The 21141-nt window shown below is 56.8% G+C and carries 15 protein-coding genes; all 15 read left to right on the top strand.

The window, feature by feature from the left end; translation table 11 throughout:
• Nucleotides 1-479: 479 nt before the first annotated feature.
• The 15 genes from FYK55_RS26010 to FYK55_RS26080 all read left to right on the top strand — a co-directional run bounded on the left by FYK55_RS26010 (nt 480) and on the right by FYK55_RS26080 (nt 21130).
• A complete protein-coding gene (locus FYK55_RS26010; RefSeq protein WP_150079562.1) occupies nt 480-2078 on the top strand; it encodes a glycosyltransferase family 4 protein in 1599 nt (532 codons plus the stop codon).
• Between the two features lie 615 nt (nt 2079-2693).
• The gene (gene nusG, locus FYK55_RS26015) at nt 2694-3278 is read left to right on the top strand and encodes a transcription termination/antitermination protein NusG (protein ID WP_390621782.1); all 585 of its coding nucleotides are present in this window, start codon (nt 2694-2696) and stop codon (nt 3276-3278) included.
• 335 nt (nt 3279-3613) lie between these two features.
• Nucleotides 3614-5023, top strand: a complete 1410-nt coding sequence (locus FYK55_RS26020; RefSeq protein ID WP_150079564.1) for a UDP-glucose 6-dehydrogenase — start codon at nt 3614-3616, stop codon at nt 5021-5023.
• A gap of 114 nt (nt 5024-5137) precedes the next feature.
• Entirely contained in the window at nt 5138-6124 is a 987-nt protein-coding gene (locus FYK55_RS26025; RefSeq protein ID WP_150079565.1) for a GDP-L-fucose synthase family protein, read from the top strand.
• 295 nt (nt 6125-6419) lie between these two features.
• Nucleotides 6420-7451: a GDP-mannose 4,6-dehydratase gene (gene gmd, locus FYK55_RS26030; RefSeq protein WP_150079566.1), complete on the top strand. Its 1032-nt coding sequence runs from the start codon at nt 6420-6422 to the stop codon at nt 7449-7451.
• An 846-nt stretch (nt 7452-8297) separates the two neighbouring features.
• Nucleotides 8298-10259: an O-antigen ligase family protein gene (locus tag FYK55_RS26035; protein WP_235908988.1), complete on the top strand. Its 1962-nt coding sequence runs from the start codon at nt 8298-8300 to the stop codon at nt 10257-10259.
• The gene (locus FYK55_RS26040; RefSeq protein ID WP_150079568.1) at nt 10250-11629 is read left to right on the top strand and encodes an oligosaccharide flippase family protein; all 1380 of its coding nucleotides are present in this window, start codon (nt 10250-10252) and stop codon (nt 11627-11629) included. The genes FYK55_RS26035 and FYK55_RS26040 overlap by 10 nt, the downstream gene beginning before the upstream one ends.
• 107 nt (nt 11630-11736) lie before the next feature.
• The gene (locus FYK55_RS26045) at nt 11737-12480 is read left to right on the top strand and encodes a class I SAM-dependent methyltransferase (RefSeq protein WP_150079569.1); all 744 of its coding nucleotides are present in this window, start codon (nt 11737-11739) and stop codon (nt 12478-12480) included.
• Between the two features lie 40 nt (nt 12481-12520).
• On the top strand, nt 12521-13609 hold the full coding sequence (locus tag FYK55_RS26050) for a glycosyltransferase family 4 protein (RefSeq protein ID WP_161604760.1): 1089 nt from the start codon (nt 12521-12523) through the stop codon (nt 13607-13609).
• A 59-nt stretch (nt 13610-13668) separates the two neighbouring features.
• Nucleotides 13669-14559 (top strand): glycosyltransferase family 2 protein, encoded by an 891-nt coding sequence (locus FYK55_RS26055; RefSeq protein WP_150079571.1) that lies wholly within the window; start codon nt 13669-13671, stop codon nt 14557-14559.
• Nucleotides 14556-15101: an acyltransferase gene (locus FYK55_RS26060; RefSeq protein ID WP_150079572.1), complete on the top strand. Its 546-nt coding sequence runs from the start codon at nt 14556-14558 to the stop codon at nt 15099-15101. Before FYK55_RS26055 ends, FYK55_RS26060 begins: the two co-directional genes overlap by 4 nt.
• The gene (locus tag FYK55_RS26065; RefSeq protein WP_150079573.1) at nt 15098-16315 is read left to right on the top strand and encodes a glycosyltransferase; all 1218 of its coding nucleotides are present in this window, start codon (nt 15098-15100) and stop codon (nt 16313-16315) included. Before FYK55_RS26060 ends, FYK55_RS26065 begins: the two co-directional genes overlap by 4 nt.
• A gap of 479 nt (nt 16316-16794) precedes the next feature.
• Nucleotides 16795-17712, top strand: a complete 918-nt coding sequence (locus FYK55_RS26070; RefSeq protein ID WP_150079574.1) for an O-antigen ligase family protein — start codon at nt 16795-16797, stop codon at nt 17710-17712.
• A 33-nt stretch (nt 17713-17745) separates the two neighbouring features.
• On the top strand, nt 17746-18921 hold the full coding sequence (locus tag FYK55_RS26075) for a glycosyltransferase (RefSeq protein ID WP_150079575.1): 1176 nt from the start codon (nt 17746-17748) through the stop codon (nt 18919-18921).
• Between the two features lie 184 nt (nt 18922-19105).
• Nucleotides 19106-21130: a bi-domain-containing oxidoreductase gene (locus FYK55_RS26080; RefSeq protein ID WP_201743815.1), complete on the top strand. Its 2025-nt coding sequence runs from the start codon at nt 19106-19108 to the stop codon at nt 21128-21130.
• Nucleotides 21131-21141 lie beyond the last annotated feature (11 nt).

Raw genomic sequence — 21141 nt, forward strand, 5'->3', positions numbered from 1 at the left:
TTCGAGTGCGTCGGCCGCACGGTATGAACGAATCGCCATTTGGCCCCCCTTGGCTGCTGGCGGAATCCGAAGTCTTGTCTGGCTTTCATCAGGCGGTCCGCCCCCTGAGGGCACACCGCGGTACCAGGTTTATCGCCTTAACGGTTCAACGGATTTAACCAAAACTGACGGAAACACCAGCTGTACCGGTTTTGACATTCTGGGGAGCTCTAACGAACGTAGGGAAATCGCGACCTCCCTGGGTTCGTCCCAGCCCTTCAGACGTTCGCCAATCGGTAATATTTTTACTAATCGCGCAACTCTTCCTGAATTGCCTGGCAGGCGGAATTTTCTCCAGAGTCCAGCTATTTTTCGGGTAGACTATTTCGGAACGTCGAATAACCGGGGGAACTTCATGCGTGGCATCCAGGCCCCTAGATCTGGCGATCCGATCACAACCCCTTCGAATCAGATCTCCCTGCTACGTGACGCGCACGCCAATGATTTGGTTGAGTTTCGTTTCCATTGCTGCCTCAATCGTTGCCGCTCTTGCGCTCGTTCCCGTGGTGCGTTCGGTGGCCCGACGTATCGGCATCGTTGACCAGCCCGACAGCGAGCGAAAACTGCATGACGCCCCGATCGCACTTGGCGGAGGCGTCGCCGTCCTGGCCTCCCTGCTGGTCGGATTCTTCTCGGTCATCATGCTGGACCGGTTCCAGAGCGAATCGATTTTGGGAACGGTCACGCCGCAATGGTACAGCCTGATTTTTTGCACCCTGGCGATGCTTGCGATCGGCTTGATCGACGACAAGTGGGCGCTCCGCGGTCGCCAGAAGTTGTTGTTGCAAATCCTGATCATCAGCGTTTTGGTGGGGAGCGGAACGCTGGTCCAAAAAATCGGGCTACTGGGGATCGAAGTTCACCTGGGATCGCTGGCTTTTCCGGTCACCGTGCTGTGGCTGCTGGTGTGCGTCAACGCGTTGAATTTGATCGATGGAGCGGACGGGGTAGCAACCACCACCGGATGCTTCATCAGCTTTGGACTGGCGGTGCTGAGTTGGGAGTACGGATCGCCACTGGGATGCATGATGGCCTTTTGCTTGGCCGGCAGCCTGATCGGATTTCTGGTTTACAACAAACCGCCGGCATCCATCTTCCTGGGCGACGCGGGCAGCATGGTCATCGGACTGCTCGTCGGCGTCCTGTCGGTGTGGGCCAGCGTCAAAGGCTCGACGCTGTTGGCATCGGCACCGATCGGCATCCTGGCCATTCCGCTGTTTGATTCGGCTGCGGCAATCGCCCGCCGATTGTTGACCGGACGCAGTATTTACACCACCGATCGCGCCCACCTGCATCACTTGCTGCAAAAGAAGTATGGCCACCGGGGGATGTTGATCATCGTCGCCTCCCTGTGCGTCCTAACGACCACGCTGGCCGTCGCGTCGGCTCATTACGAAATGCCCTGGTTGGCTCTGCTGGGCATCATCGTCGCCGGCAGCTTCCTGGTGTTGACGCGTTCGTTCGGGCACGCGGAGTGCCGCCTGGTGGTGATCAAGGCGACCAACATGACCCGTTCATTTTTCAAGGCGCCTCGAAGCCAGATGGACACCGCGGAAGACGAGCACCACGATTGCGTCCCGCTGCAGGGCGACGGCAAGTGGCACCTGGTCTGGGAACCCCTGGTTCACTTTGCCAAGGCGCACGACATGGCCAAGATCAGCATCGATCTGAACCTCTCCTGGTTGCACGAAGGCTACCACGCCAGTTGGGCCGAGCGACGGATGCCGGAGCGGACCAACCAAATTCAACTGCGCTGGCCTTTGCTGACCGCCAGCGGCACTCCCGGCGCACCGCTGAACATCGGAACGCTGTTGATCGTCGCCAAAGCGGACACTCCCGGGATTCATGAAAAATTTGCCGAACTCAGTCTGATGCTTGCGGATCTGGAGCCACAGATTCAGCACGTCATCAACGACCTGGAACGCGAACACATCGCGGCGCCTCGCTGGGGGGTCAACTCGCCCTCCCCGGCCAAGCCGGCGATCTCGCGAAAAGAACTCATCAACGAGGTCCCTGCGTTGGTTTCCGGACGCCAATAAGTATTGCTCGTTGGGCTGCCGTCCCACCTCTTTCGTCAGACGCTGCAACCCGACCCTCCTGTCTCGCCGTCCGGCCGGTATGCTTCCCAAGCATCCGCCGCCGAATGCGACGTCCAAGCTTGTCCAAGTTTTTCGGATGGTGCATCCTTTGCTCTGCTCGCAGAACGAAGGTCCGACGGCCAGAGACGCTTGGGTCCAGCCCCGCCCCCTGGCCAAGCCGCTTTGGCACGTGCCGCAGATGATCGCATTCCATCACCATCCGCCTGGTGTGCCACTCCGATTTCTGAATCCGGATGTCACCCACGTGGACGAAGTCCGCGCCGATCGAACGTCGGTCCCATTCAAGCCAATCCAGTCTTCACAAGTAAAGCCAGTCACCCATTCACCCCAACTTGCCAACAAGCAAAGCCCCAGAATCGTGAGAACGATCGGAACCGAATTTGCATCGACCCGATTCGCCTGACGATCGGCCCGAGGATTTGGCCTCCCGAAGATCTGGCTGGCCCGTGGTCCTCGCGGTCCGGTAAGATCGGCCCTCCACCAGACCGGTCGCTGGGCTTTCCCCGATCCGGGATTGGTTACGATTTACCCGATCGCTTGTCATACTTTTCCAGGGTGAGACCATTGCCGATTCTGCCCCAAGAACCCGACCGGTACCCCGAAAACCTGCTGCAGTCTGAACTGGCCGAGCAGCAATCCTGGTGGCTGCTGTACACCAAATCTCGTCAAGAGAAGCAACTGATGCGGCGACTCCGGGAACTGGAAGTCCCGCACTATGGGCCACAGATCGAGCAACGTCGACGTTCGCCCAATGGTCGTGTCCGCACCAGTTACGTGCCGCTTTTTAACAACTACGTTTTCCTGTGCGGCAACGACGACGCCCGCTACCAGGCCGTCTGCACCGGGTGCGTGCAGCAAGTATCGGAGATCACCGACACCGGACCGCTGATCACGGACCTGACGCAGATCAGCGACCTGGTGGACATGCACGTGCCATTGTCGGTCGAAGGCCGACTGGTGCCGGGACAACAGGTTCGGGTCAAGAACGGTGCGTTTGCTGGATTCGAAGGGGTTGTGCTGCGGCGTGATCAGGAAACGCGGTTGCTGGTTTCGGTCCGTTTCATGGACCAGGGCGTCAGCGTGAAATTGGATGATTGCCAATTGGAACCGCTGGGCGCGGCGCCGGTCGAAGAAAGCTGATCGAGCATCGGACCGATCTTCACGGTTCTGCCAATCACTCCGGAGGCAACCGCTGTTGCCCGTTGGCCGTCAATCGAATTTTTGCGTCACGAGTATCATCGTTCTGACAGCAACCTACAGTGTGGCGACCGGTCCCACGTCCCCCACACCGGCGGGTCCCTTAAACCGCGATAGCGGTTCCGCGGGGCACCCAAGCTGATCGCCGGGTAGGGCGGTCGATTTTGGCGATCTAAAGTCTCCTTGACGCCGGGATGGCCGGAAAACGTATAAGTCTCGCAGTCGCCTCGGCCCCGCCGATCGACGCCCCGTCTTTGAACACCAAACCAATTTCACGCATGCCAGACCAGACCCTCGCTGTATCAAAAATCTGTTGTATCGGTGCCGGCTACGTCGGCGGTCCAACGATGGCGATGATCGCTCATAAGTGCCCGCACATCGACGTGAAAGTGGTCGACATCAACGCGGACCGGATCGCACAATGGAATTCCGACCAATTACCGGTCTATGAACCCGGCCTGGACGACATCGTTCAACAATGCCGCGGCAAGAACCTGTCGTTCACCACGGCCATCGATGATTCGATTCGTGCGGCCGACATGGTTTTCATCTCCGTCAACACGCCCACGAAGATGTTCGGCGTCGGCGCCGGTCGGGCAGCGAACCTGGAGTTCGTCGAGAAGTGCGCCCGCCGCATTGCCGAGGTCTCCGAAGGCCACAAGATCGTGGTCGAAAAGTCCACCCTGCCGGTTCGCACCGCCGAAGCCGTCAAACGCATCCTGGCCAATTCCGACAACGCAGCCACTTTCGATGTGCTGAGCAACCCGGAGTTCCTGGCGGAAGGCACTGCCATCGAAGACCTGCTGGCTCCCGACCGCGTGTTGATCGGCGGCGAACGCGCCGAAGCGATCGAAGCCCTGGTTTCGGTTTACGCGAACTGGGTTTCCCGTGACCGCTTGCTTACGACCAACCTGTGGAGCAGTGAGTTGTCAAAGCTGACGGCCAACGCGTTTCTGGCCCAGCGTGTTTCGTCGATCAACGCCATCAGCGCTCTGTGCGAGGCAACCGAAGCCGATGTCGACGAAGTCGCCTCGGCGATCGGAACCGATTCGCGAATCGGGCCCAAATTCCTGAAAGCTTCCGTCGGATTCGGGGGCAGTTGCTTCCAGAAGGACATCCTGAACCTGGTGTACCTGTGCGAGTACTTCGGCTTGCCTCAAGTGGCCGAATACTGGGAACAAGTCGTCAAGATGAACGACTACCAAAAGCAGCGGTTTGTCACCCGCATGGTCCGAACCATGTTCAACACGGTCTCGGATAAGAAGATTGGCATCTGGGGATTCGCCTTCAAAAAAGACACCAACGACACGCGTGAGTCCGCAGCGATCTATGTCTGCCGTGATCTGCTGTTGGAAAAAGCCCGACTGTGCATCTACGACCCGCAGGTGAGCCGCGAACACATCCTGCGAGACTTACGATCGATCTTCACCGAAGGCGACGGCGTGATCAGCGACGCCAAACAGAAACTGATCGACGAGCATGTCTCGTTCGCATCCAGCTGCGAAGAAGCGTCCGCCGACGCGCATGCGATCGCGGTCCTGACGGAATGGGATGAATTCGCCGACGCCGATTTTGACGCCATCTTCGATTCCATGAAGAAGCCCGCGTTCGTCTTCGATGGCCGCAACAAGCTGAAAGCGATGGATCTTCAAGGCAAGGGATTCGAATACCACGGCATCGGTTTTTGACCCGATCGCCCCTCGCGGGCATCTCTCCGAATTGCAACCGTCAGGACTCCGCCCTGGCGGTGCCACCTGACTCACCATGCGTTTGTTGCCCGAAAGGATACCGGGCTGTTTGAAATGACACGCCAAGACACGACCCTCAAATCGACCACCCCGCCGGGCACCATTTACGTCGCCGGGCACCAGGGAATGGTCGGCAGCGCCGTCGTGCGTCACCTTCGCGACCTGGGATGCTCCGACGACCAGATCCTCGTTCGCACGCGGAGCGAATTGGACCTGCTTCGCCAAGCCGAGGTGGAGTCCTTTTTCCAAACCGAGCGTCCCGATGCGGTGATTTTCGCTGCGGCGAAGGTCGGTGGTATCCATGCCAACCACACCTTTCCGGCAGACTTCATTTACGACAACCTGATGATGGCAGCCAACGCCATCCATGCCGCGTACCTGTCAGGGACCCGGCGTTTTCTGTTCCTGGGCAGCACCTGCATTTATCCCCGCATGGCCCCCCAGCCGATGCCGGAAGATTGCCTGTTGTCCGGCCCGTTGGAAGAAACCAACGAAGCGTACGCGCTGGCGAAAATCAGCGGTTTGAAGCTGTGCCAACATTATCGCACCCAGTACGGCGTGACGTTCCACTCCGCGATGCCGACGAACCTGTACGGTCCCGGAGACAATTATCATCCCGAGAATTCACACGTTTTGCCGGCGATGCTCCGCCGTTTTCATGAAGCGGTCCGCGACGGCAGCGAGGAAGTGGTGATCTGGGGAACGGGCACGCCCCGGCGTGAATTCCTGCACGTGGACGACCTGGCCCGGGGGCTTGTCCATTTGCTGGGTCTGAACGATCCGCCCAATCTGGCGAACGTCGGAACCGGAACGGACATTTCGATCCGCGAGCTGGCGGAATTGGTAGCCCGCGTCACGGGCTTCAGGGGTAAAATTGGACATGACACCAGTCGCCCCGACGGTACGCCGGTCAAGCGAACCGACACGACCTTGATCCGGTCAACCGGCTGGCAGCCGACCATCGACTTGGAGTCCGGGATCGAGCGGACTTACCAGGATTATCTTGCGTCGATCCAGGAAGGTTCCCTACGCTCCGTGTAGCGCGGGCCGAACTGCGCCCGTGAATCGGGTTTCGGCGAACGAGCAACAAACGGAAATCGATGTGCAGCGTCTTCCACGACGCGATCAAACCAAGAGCTCTCCGGTGCTCCATGGCTTGACGGTTTTCACACCGTCACGTCTCGACCGGCGTTCACTATTTGCAACCTAAAGTGGGACGTCGCTCCCCGCGATGGTCCCTGCGACCGTTCGCTGTGATCGGGCCTCGTCGCTCAGATTGCCGCTGACCTTTCCACCTTCCAGCCTACCTTCACTTGCTTCGGCGGGTCATTTAGACATGACTGATTCATCACGTCCATTGAAAAAAGCTCTGATCACGGGAATCACCGGACAAGACGGTTCCTACCTTGCCGAACTGTTGCTGGAAAAGGGCTACGAAGTCCATGGAATTGTTCGTCGCAGCAGCACGTTCAATACCGACCGGATCGACCACATTTACATCGACCCTCACGATGAGAATGCTCGGTTGTTCCTGCACTACGGGGACCTGACAGACGGTCAGAACCTGACCAACCTGGTGCTGAACATCGAACCGGAAGAGATTTACAACCTGGGCGCGCAGTCGCACGTCCGCGTTTCGTTCGATTCGCCGGTGTACACGGTGCAGACCACGGCGGTTGGCGCCCTGAACGTTTTGGAAGCGGCACGTCAACTGAATCGCAAGCAAGCCGTTCGTGTCTACCAGGCGTCCAGCAGCGAAATGTTTGGCGACGTGGTCGAAACGCCTCAAACCGAAAAGACACCGTTCCAGCCGCAAAGTCCCTACGCCTGTGCGAAAGTCTACGCGTTTCACCAAACTGTCAACTACCGCAACGCCTACGATCTGTTCGCCTGCAACGGCATCCTGTTCAACCACGAATCGCCGCGTCGCGGTGAAACGTTTGTGACACGGAAGATCACTCGGGCAGCGACCCGTATCAAGACCGGGCTGCAAGACAAACTGTACTTGGGCAATCTGGATGCCAAGCGTGACTGGGGCTATGCGAAGGACTACGTCCGAGGCATGTGGATGATGCTTCAGCATGACACCCCGGACGATTACGTCTTGGCGACCGGTGAGACGTACACGATTCGTCAGTTCCTGGATTACACCTTCGGTTACCTGGATCTGGACTGGAGCGAGTACGTTGAAACGGATCCCCGGTACTTTCGCCCGACGGAAGTGGACTTGTTGCTCGGTGATTACAGCAAAGCCAAGAACGTCCTGGGCTGGGAGCCCGAAACGAGCTGCAAAGAACTGGCCGAACTGATGGTCGACCACGATCTGGAACTGGCCCGCGACGAAGCGGCGCGACGCGCCCCGGCGTAGCCGCCAAGTGGTGATCGCTGGCTGTTCACTCACACAAGCCTTTCCCGCCACGTGCGTGATCTTAAGAAGCAGTCTTTTCTCCGACGCGACGTCGCGTCATTGATCGACACGTTCGTGGTGTTGATCCTGGCACTCCTACCGATTGCGACCAGCTTCGATTTCGGCGGCGTCCTCCCTTGGACGCAGTTCGTCTCCGCTTTCGCAATTGCCGTGCTTTGCGGCGGTTACTTGCTGTTCGTCATTGCTACGGCATTGAGATTCGCGGGACGGCCTCCCGCTCAGAATACGGACTGGATTGCCACCCGAGTCCCGATTTCGCTGGTCGTGCTGTGGCTTTTGGGTTGTTCGATTCTCGCATTCCAAAATGCGTCTCTACCCGGCAATTGGGTGGAATGGCTCAGCAAGGGGGCCAACCGCGCCTATCATGATTGGATGCAACCCATTTGGATGATCTTGGGGCAACCTGCACCGAACGATCATCCTATTTCGATTCATCCCGACAGCACGCGGCATCGTCTTCACTTTCTCTTGAGCCTGCTTCCGCTGCTCGTGTTGGTCGCGCTATCGATCTCGCGTCAACGCCGAATCGCAATGCTGTTGGCATTGCTGATGTTCGGAACGACCATCCATGCCCTCTACGGCGTATTCACCGATCTGGAGATCGCTGGAGAGCGACTGGTTGTTTCCACAATTACGACCAGCTTTGGACGATTTGTGAATCGGAACAACGCGGCCCTGTTTTTAAACCTGGGCATTGCCTGCGGCATCGGGCTGATCACGTGGCGGTTGTTTTCGATGAGCCTGCCCGACGATGACGACATGGTTGACACGTCCGATCTCGGTGACTTGATTCGCGATCCGGCAACGACAATTGCGGCGTGTTGCATCGCCGCCAATATTGCCGCTCTATTCTTCTGCGGATCCCGCGGCGGGATCCTCTCAACGGTGTTCGGTTTCTGTGTTTTGATCCCGTTGGTTTCAGCGAGGAAAAAACTGGCCACAGCTGGCGGCGTCATCGTTGCCTGCCTGGTATTCGCGTTGGCGACCGTGTTTTCCTTTGGCATGGAGCTCACGACAATCCGTCGGATCAGCCAAGTAACTCCTCGGCAGTTCCTGCGCGAAATCTCCGAATCAACTCGCATCCGGCATTGGCACGACTCGTGGGCGGCCGCAGTCGATTATCTACCCTTCGGTAGCGGCGGAGGCACTTATCGCTACGCATATCTTCCCTATCAAGACCTGGGTGACAATCAGACATTTGCGAATGCAGACAATCTCTATCTGGAGCTGATGGTCGAACAAGGAGTACCAGGCATACTCCTAGCTGCAATGCTTTTTGGCACCGTCGTCTTCTCGCTGTCCCGCCTCCGCCATTCGATCTTCCCGATCGATCGTGCACTCTGCGCAACCGGTTGGTTTGCTGTCGCCGTCGTCGGCACCAACGCAATCGTTGACTTCGGTCTGCTGCTATCTTCCAACGCATACTTCTTCGCCATTCTCGTTTCGGTGATTGTGGCGCGAGCGGCCCTGTGCCCTTGTGTCGATTCTCATGCAACTTTCGAACACCCCGATGATCTCGCTACGGCTCAAGAATCATCCCCCTGGATGCGCGTCACCTTCTGCGCTGTTGGTCTTGCGGCCAGTCTTTTTGCACTCGGGCCCCTCCGTTCGGACGCCCTCATCGATCATGCGGTCGCGAAGGGACGGATGGTGCTTCGAAGCGATCCGTGGAGCAGAGATCAACTCGAGCCGACACTTCAGCTGCTGAACCAACTCGCTCGATCGGATTCTAACGCCGACCTTGACCTTTCTAGGGCGAGGTGCCTGGTCCACCTCGCACGCGTGGAAGAAATCGAATCAATGAAACTCGACACGCTTGCTGATTTGGAGCAAGCGACGAATGCGACTCGCCTTGGACGCCGGTCGACTGGCCTTCTTCCCGAACCACCGGCAATTGACACCTACACGCTCGCCGCTTCGACGGCCGTGCGAGCTCTACAGGAAAACCCGCTTTCCGTCGAAGCACGCCTCGTGCTCATCCAAACCGATTTCCTTCCAAACCGAGAACAAACGTCGCTGGACTTGCTCAGGCAAATCAGCACGCTCCAAACGCGAAACAGTGACCTGCATTTGAGGCTAGCCGAATTGGCGGTCGTCCGGAACGCGCCTCGACTAGCCGAGAGCTTTTTACACCAGGCAACGACGCTTCGGGCTGCGAACGTCCCCGACGCGATCAATTTGGCGATCCGTAGCCCAACGCTCGAACTTGATCGATGCATCAGCCTTTCGCCCGCTTCCAGACGTCGCAGCGTCCATCACGTTCTCGCACTGCTAAAACAGACTCCGAATTCTTCCGATCGGTATCATTCGTTCATCAAACATTCCATCGACTTCCTTGATTGCGATGCCGAGCCCTCGCGAGCCGCACGAGCAAAATGTCATTATTTGAAGAGCCGCGCGTTGTTCGAGATTGATTTGCCCATGCAAGCTGAGAAAGCAAATCGATTGGCGATCGAACTGGTGCCAACAGAACGCACTTACCACATCGGCCTGATCCTCGGCCTGATCAAACACGGAAAGTTCGCCGCCGCGATGGAGGCCGCAACCGCTGCGGAGGAGGCACTACCGGAAGATTCACAACTGGAGCAATTGATCCGACACATTGAACATCAAATCGACCAAAATTCCGCATCCGGAACACCGAACGATAACGCTGGGCCGGTGACAGGCGGGGACCGTGTCGCGAACGTGAGCCAGATGTTACCGTCGACGGCAAATCACGCCAGGTTTGCTCACCCATGGTGCTAGCCCACGGGGACAAAGCCTCAACCCTGGAGGGTCAACGCGGGCGGCGTGATCGTTACCTAGTGCTGGGAGCAGCCGCGGGATTTCTTAGCAAGTTCCCCGCCCTCCTCGTCACGCTCGTTTGTGTCCCACTAGCCATCGACGCCCTCGGTGCAGAGCGATTTGGGATTTGGATCACGCTGACAACCCTGCTCAGCCTTTTCGGAATCCTGGATGGCGGAGTCGGAAACGCGATCATCAACATGGTGGCGGAGTTGGCGCAAGAGACGAGGGCAACGCGGATGCGGTCCCTCATCGCCAGCGGCTACGTGTTTGTCGGTGCGATGGCCGCCGCCTGCTTTTGTCTTCAGTTCGTTGTCATTCCAATCATCGACTGGAAATGGCTACTGTCACTGCCGGACGCGATTCCCGCGGAGGAGGTTGCTGTCGTGACGATCGCAGCTTGCACCAGCTATTTCGCCGCAATGCCGCTGTCACTTGCTTCCAGAATCTTAGTCGGATTGCAGCGTACTCACATCGTCGCGACGTCCAATTCCATCGCCCATGTACTTACGGTGTTCGCTACGGTCTTGGCCTGGTATTTTGGTGCCAGTCTGGTGGTATTCGTCTTGTGCTTCGCGGCGCAACCCATCCTGTCGGGATTGATCAACACCGCGATCGTGTTCACAAGCGAGGGCGGCAGATTCCGTCCCGACTTCTCGGTCGCGAGCCGCAAACAGGTTTCGACGCTGCTCTCGGCAGGAAGCCTTTTCTTCGTACTGCAATTGTGCGCTGCAGCCGCTTACCAGACCGACGCGATCATCGTTTCCCATTTTTCAGGGCTGGAGGCGGCCGCCAAACTCGGCCTGACCAGCCGATTGTTCCTCTTTGTGAATTCAGCGACGGTGCTGCTGACCGGACCGTTGTGGCCGGCATTCCGCGAAGCCAGTTTGTTGGGCGATACCGAGTGGGTCAAAAAGACCTACTACAAAGCGACAACGCGTTGCCTGGCGGTTTCGATTGTGCTGACAGGAATCTTGGCCGTGTTCTTTAATCCGATCAACCAATTGTGGACCGGAGGAGAATGCAAACCGAGCATCCTGTTGATCCTGTCAGTCTGCATATGGAGCAATCTTCAGGTACTCGGCCGAATTATGGCAATGTTGCTAAACGGCTTGCATGTCATTCGGCTGCAAGTGATTTGTTCCACAGCCATGGCAATCCTTAACGTGTTTCTTTCAATCTGGCTCACGCGTTCTCTCGGAGCACCGGGCGTGGTGATCGGCTCCATTGTCTCTTACACGATCGTTATTGTCGTCCCGTATCTTTGGCTGCTCCCTGGTTTGATGGACTCCAAGACTCATCTGGTTCCCGACCCACCGGCGCTGAACTAAGTGACGTGCATCATAGAAGGAATCAAGAGACTGATGGCCACCGCTGACCGACTGCATGTGGAGCAGATCTCCGTGTTCATTCGCGATACTCAAAGGAATCCGTTCGCGTGAACCCCAGTGAACCAAGGAGTCGCGTCGCCGACTGCACCGCATCATTCCTGTTCACAGGTCGCATACTGGGGAAGTATGACGTCAACTTCTACCGCTGCGACGAAACGGGATTCATTCAAACGGAAGAACCCTATTGGCTGGAGGAAGCTTATGCGGATGTGATCGCCCAACAGGATTCAGGTTTGCTTGCACGTTGCCTTGCCTTCCGAACCGTGACATCCCTGCTGATCAAGGACAACTTCGAACCGAATGATGAATTCTTGGATTATGGCGGAGGCTACGGAGTTTTCACGCGTTTGATGCGAGACGACGGCTACGCCTTTCATCACTACGATCCGATGTGCCAGAATCTTTTCGCCACCGACTTCGGAGCCGACCTGTCGAGACGTTACGCGGCCATCACGGCATTTGAAGTCTTCGAACACTTGTCCCAGCCGAGGGAAGTCCTTCGCGAGTTGCTCGACAGTACGGACGTCGTCTTCTTTTCAACTGTCCTTCAGCCATCGCCGCCACCCGAGTCGATCGATTCGTGGTACTACTTTCATCCGGAAATCGGACAGCACATCTCATTTTTCAACCTCGCAAGTCTGCAAAGCTTGGCAAGGCAGTTCGATTGCAGTCTTTATTCGAACGGTTCCACTCTGCACGCGATTTCGAAACGACCGCTCTCGTTTTCGGCGGCTCGCCCCGGAATGATTTCCAAGATTCGACGCGCCGTGCTCCGCGCGAGTCGTGCCTAACACGCCGCACCAGACCTCTCACTCAACAATCCATTCACAATTGAAGACTCTCCGACTCTGCGGATCCGTTTTCGCGAATCAGCGCTACGGCGGAGTCTCGCGTTATCTTGTCGAACTGGCCAAGGGGGTTGCGGCGACTGCCGACTGGAATGTTCAACTTGACGCACTCCTGTACAGCAATGCCTATTTGAGAGACGCGGCAAAGGCTTTACAGCATCCGGGAGTCCATGTGAACCGACGTCCGCGTGGGCTGAGTCAAATCAATCACATCGCTTGTCGCCTGGCAAATTCGACCGTCCGCACCGCACCGGACATCATCCACGAAGGCTTTTTTGAATCCGGCAACCTTCAAAAGAAATCGATCCCACGCGTGGCATCGTTCTACGACATGATCAGCGAAAAGTTCATGAACGATTTGTCGATGCGGGATGCGAAACTGCAAACGGTACAGGAATCCGACAAATTGATTGCAATTTCAGAGTCAACCAAGCGTGACATGGTCGATCTCCTTTCGATCGATCCTCAAAAAATCGAAGTCATTTATCTCGCGACCGACATGAAACGACAATCGCAGCGTTTCCCGCTGGACTCAAACGCCCCCTATATCTTGTGGGTGGGCAATCGAAACGGTTACAAGAATTTTAAAACGTTTGTCGAGGGGTTCGCGATGACACGGAATGTCCGGGCGGATCTTCAGGTTGTTTGCGCCGGCGGCCCTCCTTTGCAACCCCACGAGCTTGAACACTGGAATCAACATCGTTTAAATCCCGATCGCATGACGCATGTTCAACCGTCGGAGCAGGAATTGGCGATGCTTTATGGGCATGCCGAGATGCTGATTTACGTTTCGAAATATGAGGGTTTCGGCATTCCGCCGCTCGAAGCAATGGCCTGTGGATGTCCGGTCATTGCGTCTGACACCAGTTCGATTCCCGAAGTGACCGGCGACGCCGCGGTCCTTGTTGACCCGACGGATAGCGAAGCCGTTGCTCATTCGATGGAGCGAGTTTGGGAAGATCGCGAGTACCGCGGACGCCTGATCGAAGCCGGCGACCATCGGGTCCGCTTGTTCACCTGGGACCGATGCGTGGAGAAACACTTGGAACTGTATTCATCGCTCGTCGCATGACAGGGCGATCGTTTGCTGAGGACGCCCAAGCGCTGATGATCTCGAACTAATCCTTACCCGTGTCAATCGAATACAAAGCACTTCCCGGTTGGCCAGAACAGCCGCCGGGCATCGCGTCATTCGCCGCAGACCTCCCCGCGAGTGAACTGCCCCGGATATCGATTGTTTGTCCAAGCTTCCAGCAAGGGGCATTCATTGAAGACTTCATCCGGTCCGTGGTGTTTCAACGCTATCCCAATGTGGAACTTGTCATCATCGATGGCGGCAGCAGTGACGAGACCACGGAGATATTGAAGAAATACTCCCAGTTCATCGACTACTGGATCAGTGAGCCCGATGAAGGGCAAAGCGATGCGTTGAACAAAGGGCTCGATATCGCGACAGGCGATCTCGTGGGTTGGCAAAATGCCGATGACTTCTATCTGCCAAACGCGTTCTGGCACGTCGCCCAACGCGCGTTGCAGGTACCGGCCCTCTCATCATCCGTTTTCCTGGGCCACATCGCGGTCGTCGAAGATTCGCGGGTGATTGGTCGCAAGTATTTTTGTCGATTCTCACGCGATAGTTTGATCTATCGAGGAATCAACTTTGCAACCCAAGCTCTCTTTTTCGGACACGAGATCGCCAAGACGCACCGGATTGACAGGTCGTTGACGTATGCGATGGACGGAGAGTTCATTCTTTCGATTTCGCGAGCGGGATTCCCGTTCTACTTGGTCAATAAGTTTCTCGGAGCCTATCGCCGCCATGAAGACGCGAAGACAATTGCCCACTCGGAGGACTCAAGAGCGGAGTGGCATTCAGTCTTGAGACGCGAAGGAATCGAGCTAAAGAATCACCGGTGGAAGAAGCACGTGTTCACGATTCGCCGACTATTCGAATTGGCTCAATCGGGGAATCTGGTGCAAGCTACCGTCGAGAAGCTGTCACGGACTTCGAGACGGCCATGATGAGGTCCTTCCGCAAAGCCATCTTTCTCAGGTTGGCACGTCTTCTTCCTGCAACACGTTGCTATCGGCAACGTAGTTGGCTGATTAGAAAGGCGGGTTTTGACGTTGATCCGACGGCGCGGCTGTGTGGATCCGCCCAGATCCTAGGAACCTTTAGACTGAAAGTCGGTGCAAACACGTTCATTGGTCACGAAACGCTTATCACCGGCGGCGATTGTGAGATTCTGATCGGCGCGTCCTGCGATATCTCGACACGCGTACTGATCATCGCGGGGACTCATGAACTGACACCCCAGAACGAAAAGGTCGCGGGCCCAGGGCGGTCGGAGAACATCGTCATCGGAGACGGATGCTGGATCGGCGCCAATTCGACCATTCTGGCGGGTGTAACCATCGGGCCAAGATCGTTCGTGGCGGCCGGGGCGACCGTCACTCGTTCGATCCCGGCAAGGTCGATGGTGGGAGGCGTTCCCGCGAGGTTGATTCGCAGTTTTTCCGATCATGCCGACGCAGAGGCTGAATTGCCTTTGCAAAAAGAATGACAACCGCCCCCACGACCGGCTCCCGTCGTTTCGCTCCCCGGACGGGAGAGCCCAATAGCATTCGCCAACTGGTGTTTTGGCAGAACGTCGTCAGCCTTCACCAGGTGGGGCTGCTGGAAGCTGCTGCGAAACGCCTGCCAGGACGAGTTTCATTGATCGTTGATCAAGCGTTCAACCAGAAACGCATCGACCAGGGTTGGAGCGTGGAAACGCCCTCGGGCGTGGACCTGATTGTCAGTCCGGATAATCATGAGATTGCCACAATCTGCCAAAACTACTCCACAGCGGACTGCCACCACGTTTTCAGCGGGATCGATGCGTATCGCGGCGTCTATCACGGTTTGAAAACCGCGAGTCAGACCGAAGCCCGTTTGAATGTCTACGCGGAGCGCCCCGATGCCCGGACACTGGTGAGACGAATGCACTCCCAGATTCGCGGACGTGTCAATGCTCGACGTTGGCGAAATCGAATCCATCGAGTTCTGGCCGTCGGTGATTTGGCGAACCAATACTACCGGCAAATCGGATTTGCACGTGAACAGGTTCGCACCTTTGGCTATTTCCATGATTGCGCCGCGTCATCGCCCCAAAAAACTGTTTCGAAGTGTTTTCAAATTGCGTGCGTTGCGAGACAGGTACCGCTCAAGCGAATTGACCTCCTGATTCATTCCCTTCGTCACCTTTCCGAATTCGACTGGCAGGCTTCCATTGTCGGCGATGGTCCGCTGCTCGGCCAAAACAAGAAGCTGGCAGCCTCGCTCGGACTGTCGGACCGCGTGCATTGGACAGGAACGCTTTCTCACAATGACGTGCAGTCGATCGTACAGGGCAGCGATCTTCTTGTTCTACCCAGCGACTATGACGGTTGGGGCGCCGTCATCAACGAAGCATTCTCCGTCGGGACACCGGTTGTCGTTAGCGGTGCTTGCGGAGCGGCCACCACCGTTTGCAAACCGATTCATGGTGCAGTATTCCGGAGCGGCTGTGAACAGTCTTTGACGGATTCTTTGCTGCGTCAAATCCGGCAGGGCCCACCCACCAAGAAGCACCGGGAATGCTTACAGAACTGGTACCGACAAGCATTGGCCCCCGCGGCAGGGGCGGACTACTTGATTGAAATCCTTTCCGGGAATTCCACAGAACCGCCTTGGATTTCGTCGAGCAGCTCGTTGGATACTCAATCGCCACCTGATGGCATCGGTGACGGGTCGTGAATCGTCATCAAACCTTGATTCATCTCTCGATCATCGTCGCGTCGCTGGCAGCGGTTGCGGTGCTACCGGGATCGCTGGATGCACTGGTTTTTCTCGCGCTGATCGGATGGAGCCTTTCGGGATCCGGTTTCCGCCATGCCGCGGCGCTAACCCTCCAATTCGGGTTAATGAATCTGAATCCGGAGGTGTTCGGTTCCGTCAGCACGGTAGGATTGCATCACATCCTCCCGTGTGCCGTACTGGCGCGTCTGTTTTACGATCGGCGAATCAACATCACGCCAACGATTCGGCCACTTGTCGGATCACTCTTGTTGGTGGGCGCATGGTTGACGCTGCACAGCTATCTGGTGAGCGTGCTGCCGGCGATTTCGTTGCTCAAATCGATCGGATTCGTCATCTATGCCCTCAGTTGTGTTCTGGCGGTCTCCAGCGTTTCCGCGGAGGAACTGAATACGATTGCGCGATGGTACGAACATTTTGTGGCACTGATCATTTTTGCCAGCGCTCCCCTGATATTTTCTGGCCTCGGGCGAACGCGAAATGCGACCGGCTTCAACGGGATCCTCTCGCACCCGAACCTCTTAGGCGTGTTTCTGGGAATTGCATTAGCGGCAATGATCGCTCATGCCTTGGCGAGTCATAGGATCGAGAGATGGAAACTAATCACGATCAGTCTGGGATTGATCGAGTTGTACCTTACTGAAGCCCGCGGAGGAATGTTCAGCCTCCTGCTGGCGTTGGTTGTGTGGGGCGGATGCCTATTCACCCGCTTCAGTGGTCGTAGCGCGCGGGTCGTTGGTCGAGGCATCATTCTGATCGCGATCGCGACTCCGGTGATCATTGCCAGTTCCTCTACAGTGCAAGAATCCGTTTCGTACTTTGTTTCGAAGTCAGGGCGGACCTCCGAAAGCGGATTGGTCGCAAATTTCCGCAAGTCTCGCGGTGGCGCGATCGCATACCATATGCGGTCGCTTCGCAGAAATGTCGCGTTCGGACGGGGTTTCCAGGTCATCAACTCCCGTTCAGACGCATTGCCAGAGGTCACCTATGACCCCATTTGGAAAAAAATTCCCATTTCTGCGAGTGTTGAAAACGGATTCCTCTACACATCGATTTTCGTCGAACTGGGCCTGATCGGTTCGATCCCCGTCTTCCTTTTCTTTGCGATCCTGATTGGCCCCGTTTTTCGGCGGCGAGACGACCCGGCCAATGTGCTGTTGATCGCGGTTCTGTTTACCAATGTCACAGAGGCGGCCTTCTTCTCACCTTCGGGCGTCGGGGCATGGGAGTGGCAAATGATCGCCCTCTACATGGCGTCACATCAGTTCGCCGACTTTTCGGCGGCATCGCAGGATTGCGAATCCGATCTAGCCTTGGCGGAGCCCGCCGCTGCTTAAAGTGTTGACGTCGTTGTTTCCATCCGTCCGTCAATGGACCACGCATCGAGACTGGCCGCTCCCATCGTGATTGTCCATGTACTCAACTTTCGAAATCTGTACGGAAGCGGAATCACAGAGTCCGTCCCCGCGCTTTGTCGAGCCCAGGCTGACCTTGGACGCTCGGTCACTCTGGCTGTGAACTGTGCTCGCGACGAGTGGCGAGACAACACGTTTGAACTGCTCGAGGTCTCAACCCCAAAAGCGTTTCAGAAACTTGGATTCTGCCCCGGCTTGCACCGCGAACTCTGTTCGATCGCCCCGCGTGCGGACGTCTTTCACGCACATGATCTCTGGACGATGTCCTGTTCCTACGCGTTTTCCGCGGCCAAAAGCGCCGGTAAGCCCTTCGTCGTCTCACCCAGAGGCACTCTGTCGGCGGAAGCTTTGAAGATCAAACCGGTCCGAAAAGCGATCGTGTGGCAACTGAGCCGACGGCAGCTGCTAGCGTCTGCCGACTGTGTGCACGTGACATCGCGATCGGAGTATCAGGATGTCCGCAACCGAGGAGTTCGCGTTCCCGTCGCGTTGTTGCCGAACGGCATTGACATCCCACAATGGAATCCGGATTGGCAATCGAAGCAATCCAACAAGAAGAAGACTTTGTTGTACTTTGGACGCATTCACCCGATCAAAGGTCTTGTCAATCTCATTGAGGCGTGGTCTCGGCTCCAGGCTCGTCATCCGGACTGGAGACTGAGAATCTGCGGAGTCGACGACGGTGGACATCGGTCCGAACTGGAGAGCCTTGTCGAATCGCGTGATATCAAAAACGTGGTCTTCGAAGGTCCTGTTTTCGGAGACGATCGGTTTCGTGTGTACACGGATTCGGATCTTTACGTTCTTCCGTCCTTTTCAGAGAACTTTGGCAACACGGTGGGTGAGGCATTGATTTGCGGATGCCCTGCCATTGCGACCACCCGAACACCATGGTCGGAGCTTGCGGAGGTCGGTTGCGGATGGACCTGCCGGCCGGACGTCGACGGATTGTCGGAGGTTCTATCCGAAGCATTCGGATGCTCTCCTGAGAAGCTGGCCGAGATGGGAAAACGCGGCAGGACGTGGATCATGCAAACTTTCAGCTGGAAAATGATTGCGCAAAAGCTGCTTGAGACTTATGCGTGGTTGCAAGGTGAAACCGAGCGTCCAGACCACGTCATCATGGATTGATACTGGCTGTGCTTCAATCAATTCAAAATTTTCGTCAAGCCACATCGAGAATCGGGTGAAACAGGTACTGCAGAATTTGGGCTCCGGCGAGACACTGCTCGCGGAGACGCCTTGTCCGCATCGCGGCGTCGGAGAGGTTTTGATCCGAACCACGCATTCGCTCGTTTCCCTTGGAACCGAAAAAATGCTCGTTGATTTCGGACGCAAAGGCTATCTGGCGAAGGCGCGGTCGCAACCAGACAAAGTCAAACAAGTCCTACAGAAAATCAAAACCGACGGCATCTGGACGACGATCGACGCCGTCCGGGCAAAACTGGAGACGCCGATTCCGCTTGGTTATTGCAACGTGGGGACGGTGATCGACGCTCCGACGCGATCCGACTTGATGGTCGGCGATCGCGTCGTCAGCAATGGACCCCACGCCGAGATCGTCAGCGTTCCGAAAAACCTGGTCGCCAAGATCCCGCAGGCCGTCTCTTCTGAAGTCGCCGCGTACGGTGTTACCTCCGCGATCGGATTGCAGGGCATTCGGCTGCTGAACCCCACGCTGGGTGAACGCGTGGTTGTCGCGGGGTTGGGACTGATCGGGCAACTCTGTGTCCAGATCCTGCGAGCCAACGGTTGCGAAGTGCTGGGGATGGATTTCGACCCGAAAAAACTGGAGCTTGCACGCTCGTTCGGCGCCAGAACGGTTGACTTGACCAGCGGAGAAGACCCGGTCCGCTCGTCACTCCATTGGACCTGTGGCCACGGCGTCGATGGCGTTTTGATCACGGCATCGACACAAAGTGACGTATTGATGCATCAATCCGCCGACATGTGCCGGAAACGGGGCCGAATCGTTCTGGTTGGCGTCGCCGGGTTGAAACTCAGACGAGACGACTTCTACAAAAAAGAACTGTCCTTCCAAGTTTCGTGCTCCTACGGTCCGGGGCGATACGATCCGACTTACGAAAAGCACGGTTTGGACTATCCGATCGGATTCGTTCGCTGGACTGAAAAGCGAAATTTTGAAGCCGTGCTGAGTTTGATGGAGCGGGGACTGATCCAGACGGAAACCCTGACCACACACCGGTTCCGATTCGATGACGCGTTGGGCGCCTACCAAACGATGAACGGCCAGCACGCAATGGGCATGCTGTTGGAATACGATTCCACTGGCAACCGCCCCGTCCAGGAACGAACACTCACGCTCCAGAGCACCACCTCACGAGCAGTGCGATCCGACGCGGTCCCAAGAATTGGAATCATCGGGGCAGGATCATTTACCACGCGAACACTGCTGCCGGCTCTGACCGGAAATGGCGTTGTTCGTGAGTGGATTGTCAGCCAGCGAGGCGTCTCGGCTGCGCACGCGGCAAATAAATTCGGATTTGCTCGATGCGGCACCGATGTGGACGCGCTGCTGGACGATTCCGGCGTCGACGCCGTCTTCATCACCACGCCCCACAATACGCACGCCGATCTCGTCTGTGCGGCTTTGGAACGTGGCAAGCACGTGTTCGTCGAAAAGCCGCTGGCCCTGAATCAGGACGAATTGACACGCGTCAGGGAGTGTGCCGAACAACACTCTGGCCTCAGCCTGATGGTCGGATTCAATCGGCGATTCTCTCCCCACACTGAGTCGATCGTCGACGGGATGAAAGCCACTCCAGGATCAAAAGCGGTCATCATCACGGTCAATGCCGGCTCGATACCACCGGAACACTGGACGCAGAATCGTGAATTGGGCGGCGGCCGAATCCTCGGCGAAGCGTGTCACTTCATCGATCTGTCGCGGTTTCTGATTGCCCGTCCCATCACGCAGGTCTCCTCTATCGCGATGCTCGGCGGTGAGGGGGCGCAGGGCGATTGCGCCTCAATCCACCTGAAATTCGAAGATGGATCGATCGCGACGATTCACTACCTTGCAAACGGGAATAAGTCATTTCCCAAGGAACGGGTTGAGATTTTCGCCGGAGGCCAGGTGCATTGCATCGAGAATTTCCGCCGATCTCGCGTGCTGGGGCAACGAAGAAACCTAAGAACACGTCGTCAAGATAAGGGACATCACAACGAAATCCAGAGGTTTCTCGACAGCCTAACAGAACCGACTTCACCCCCCATTCCGCTGGACGAGCTGGTAGAAGTTTCGCGCATCACGATTGAAGCAAATGATCAAATTCAATCGCAACTACGCGCATTCACTCCGAGCAATCTGGAGCGATAATTCGCGTCCCC

It is taken from the genome of Roseiconus nitratireducens (assembly GCF_008629675.1).
GTDB lineage: Bacteria > Planctomycetota > Planctomycetia > Pirellulales > Pirellulaceae > Stieleria > Stieleria nitratireducens.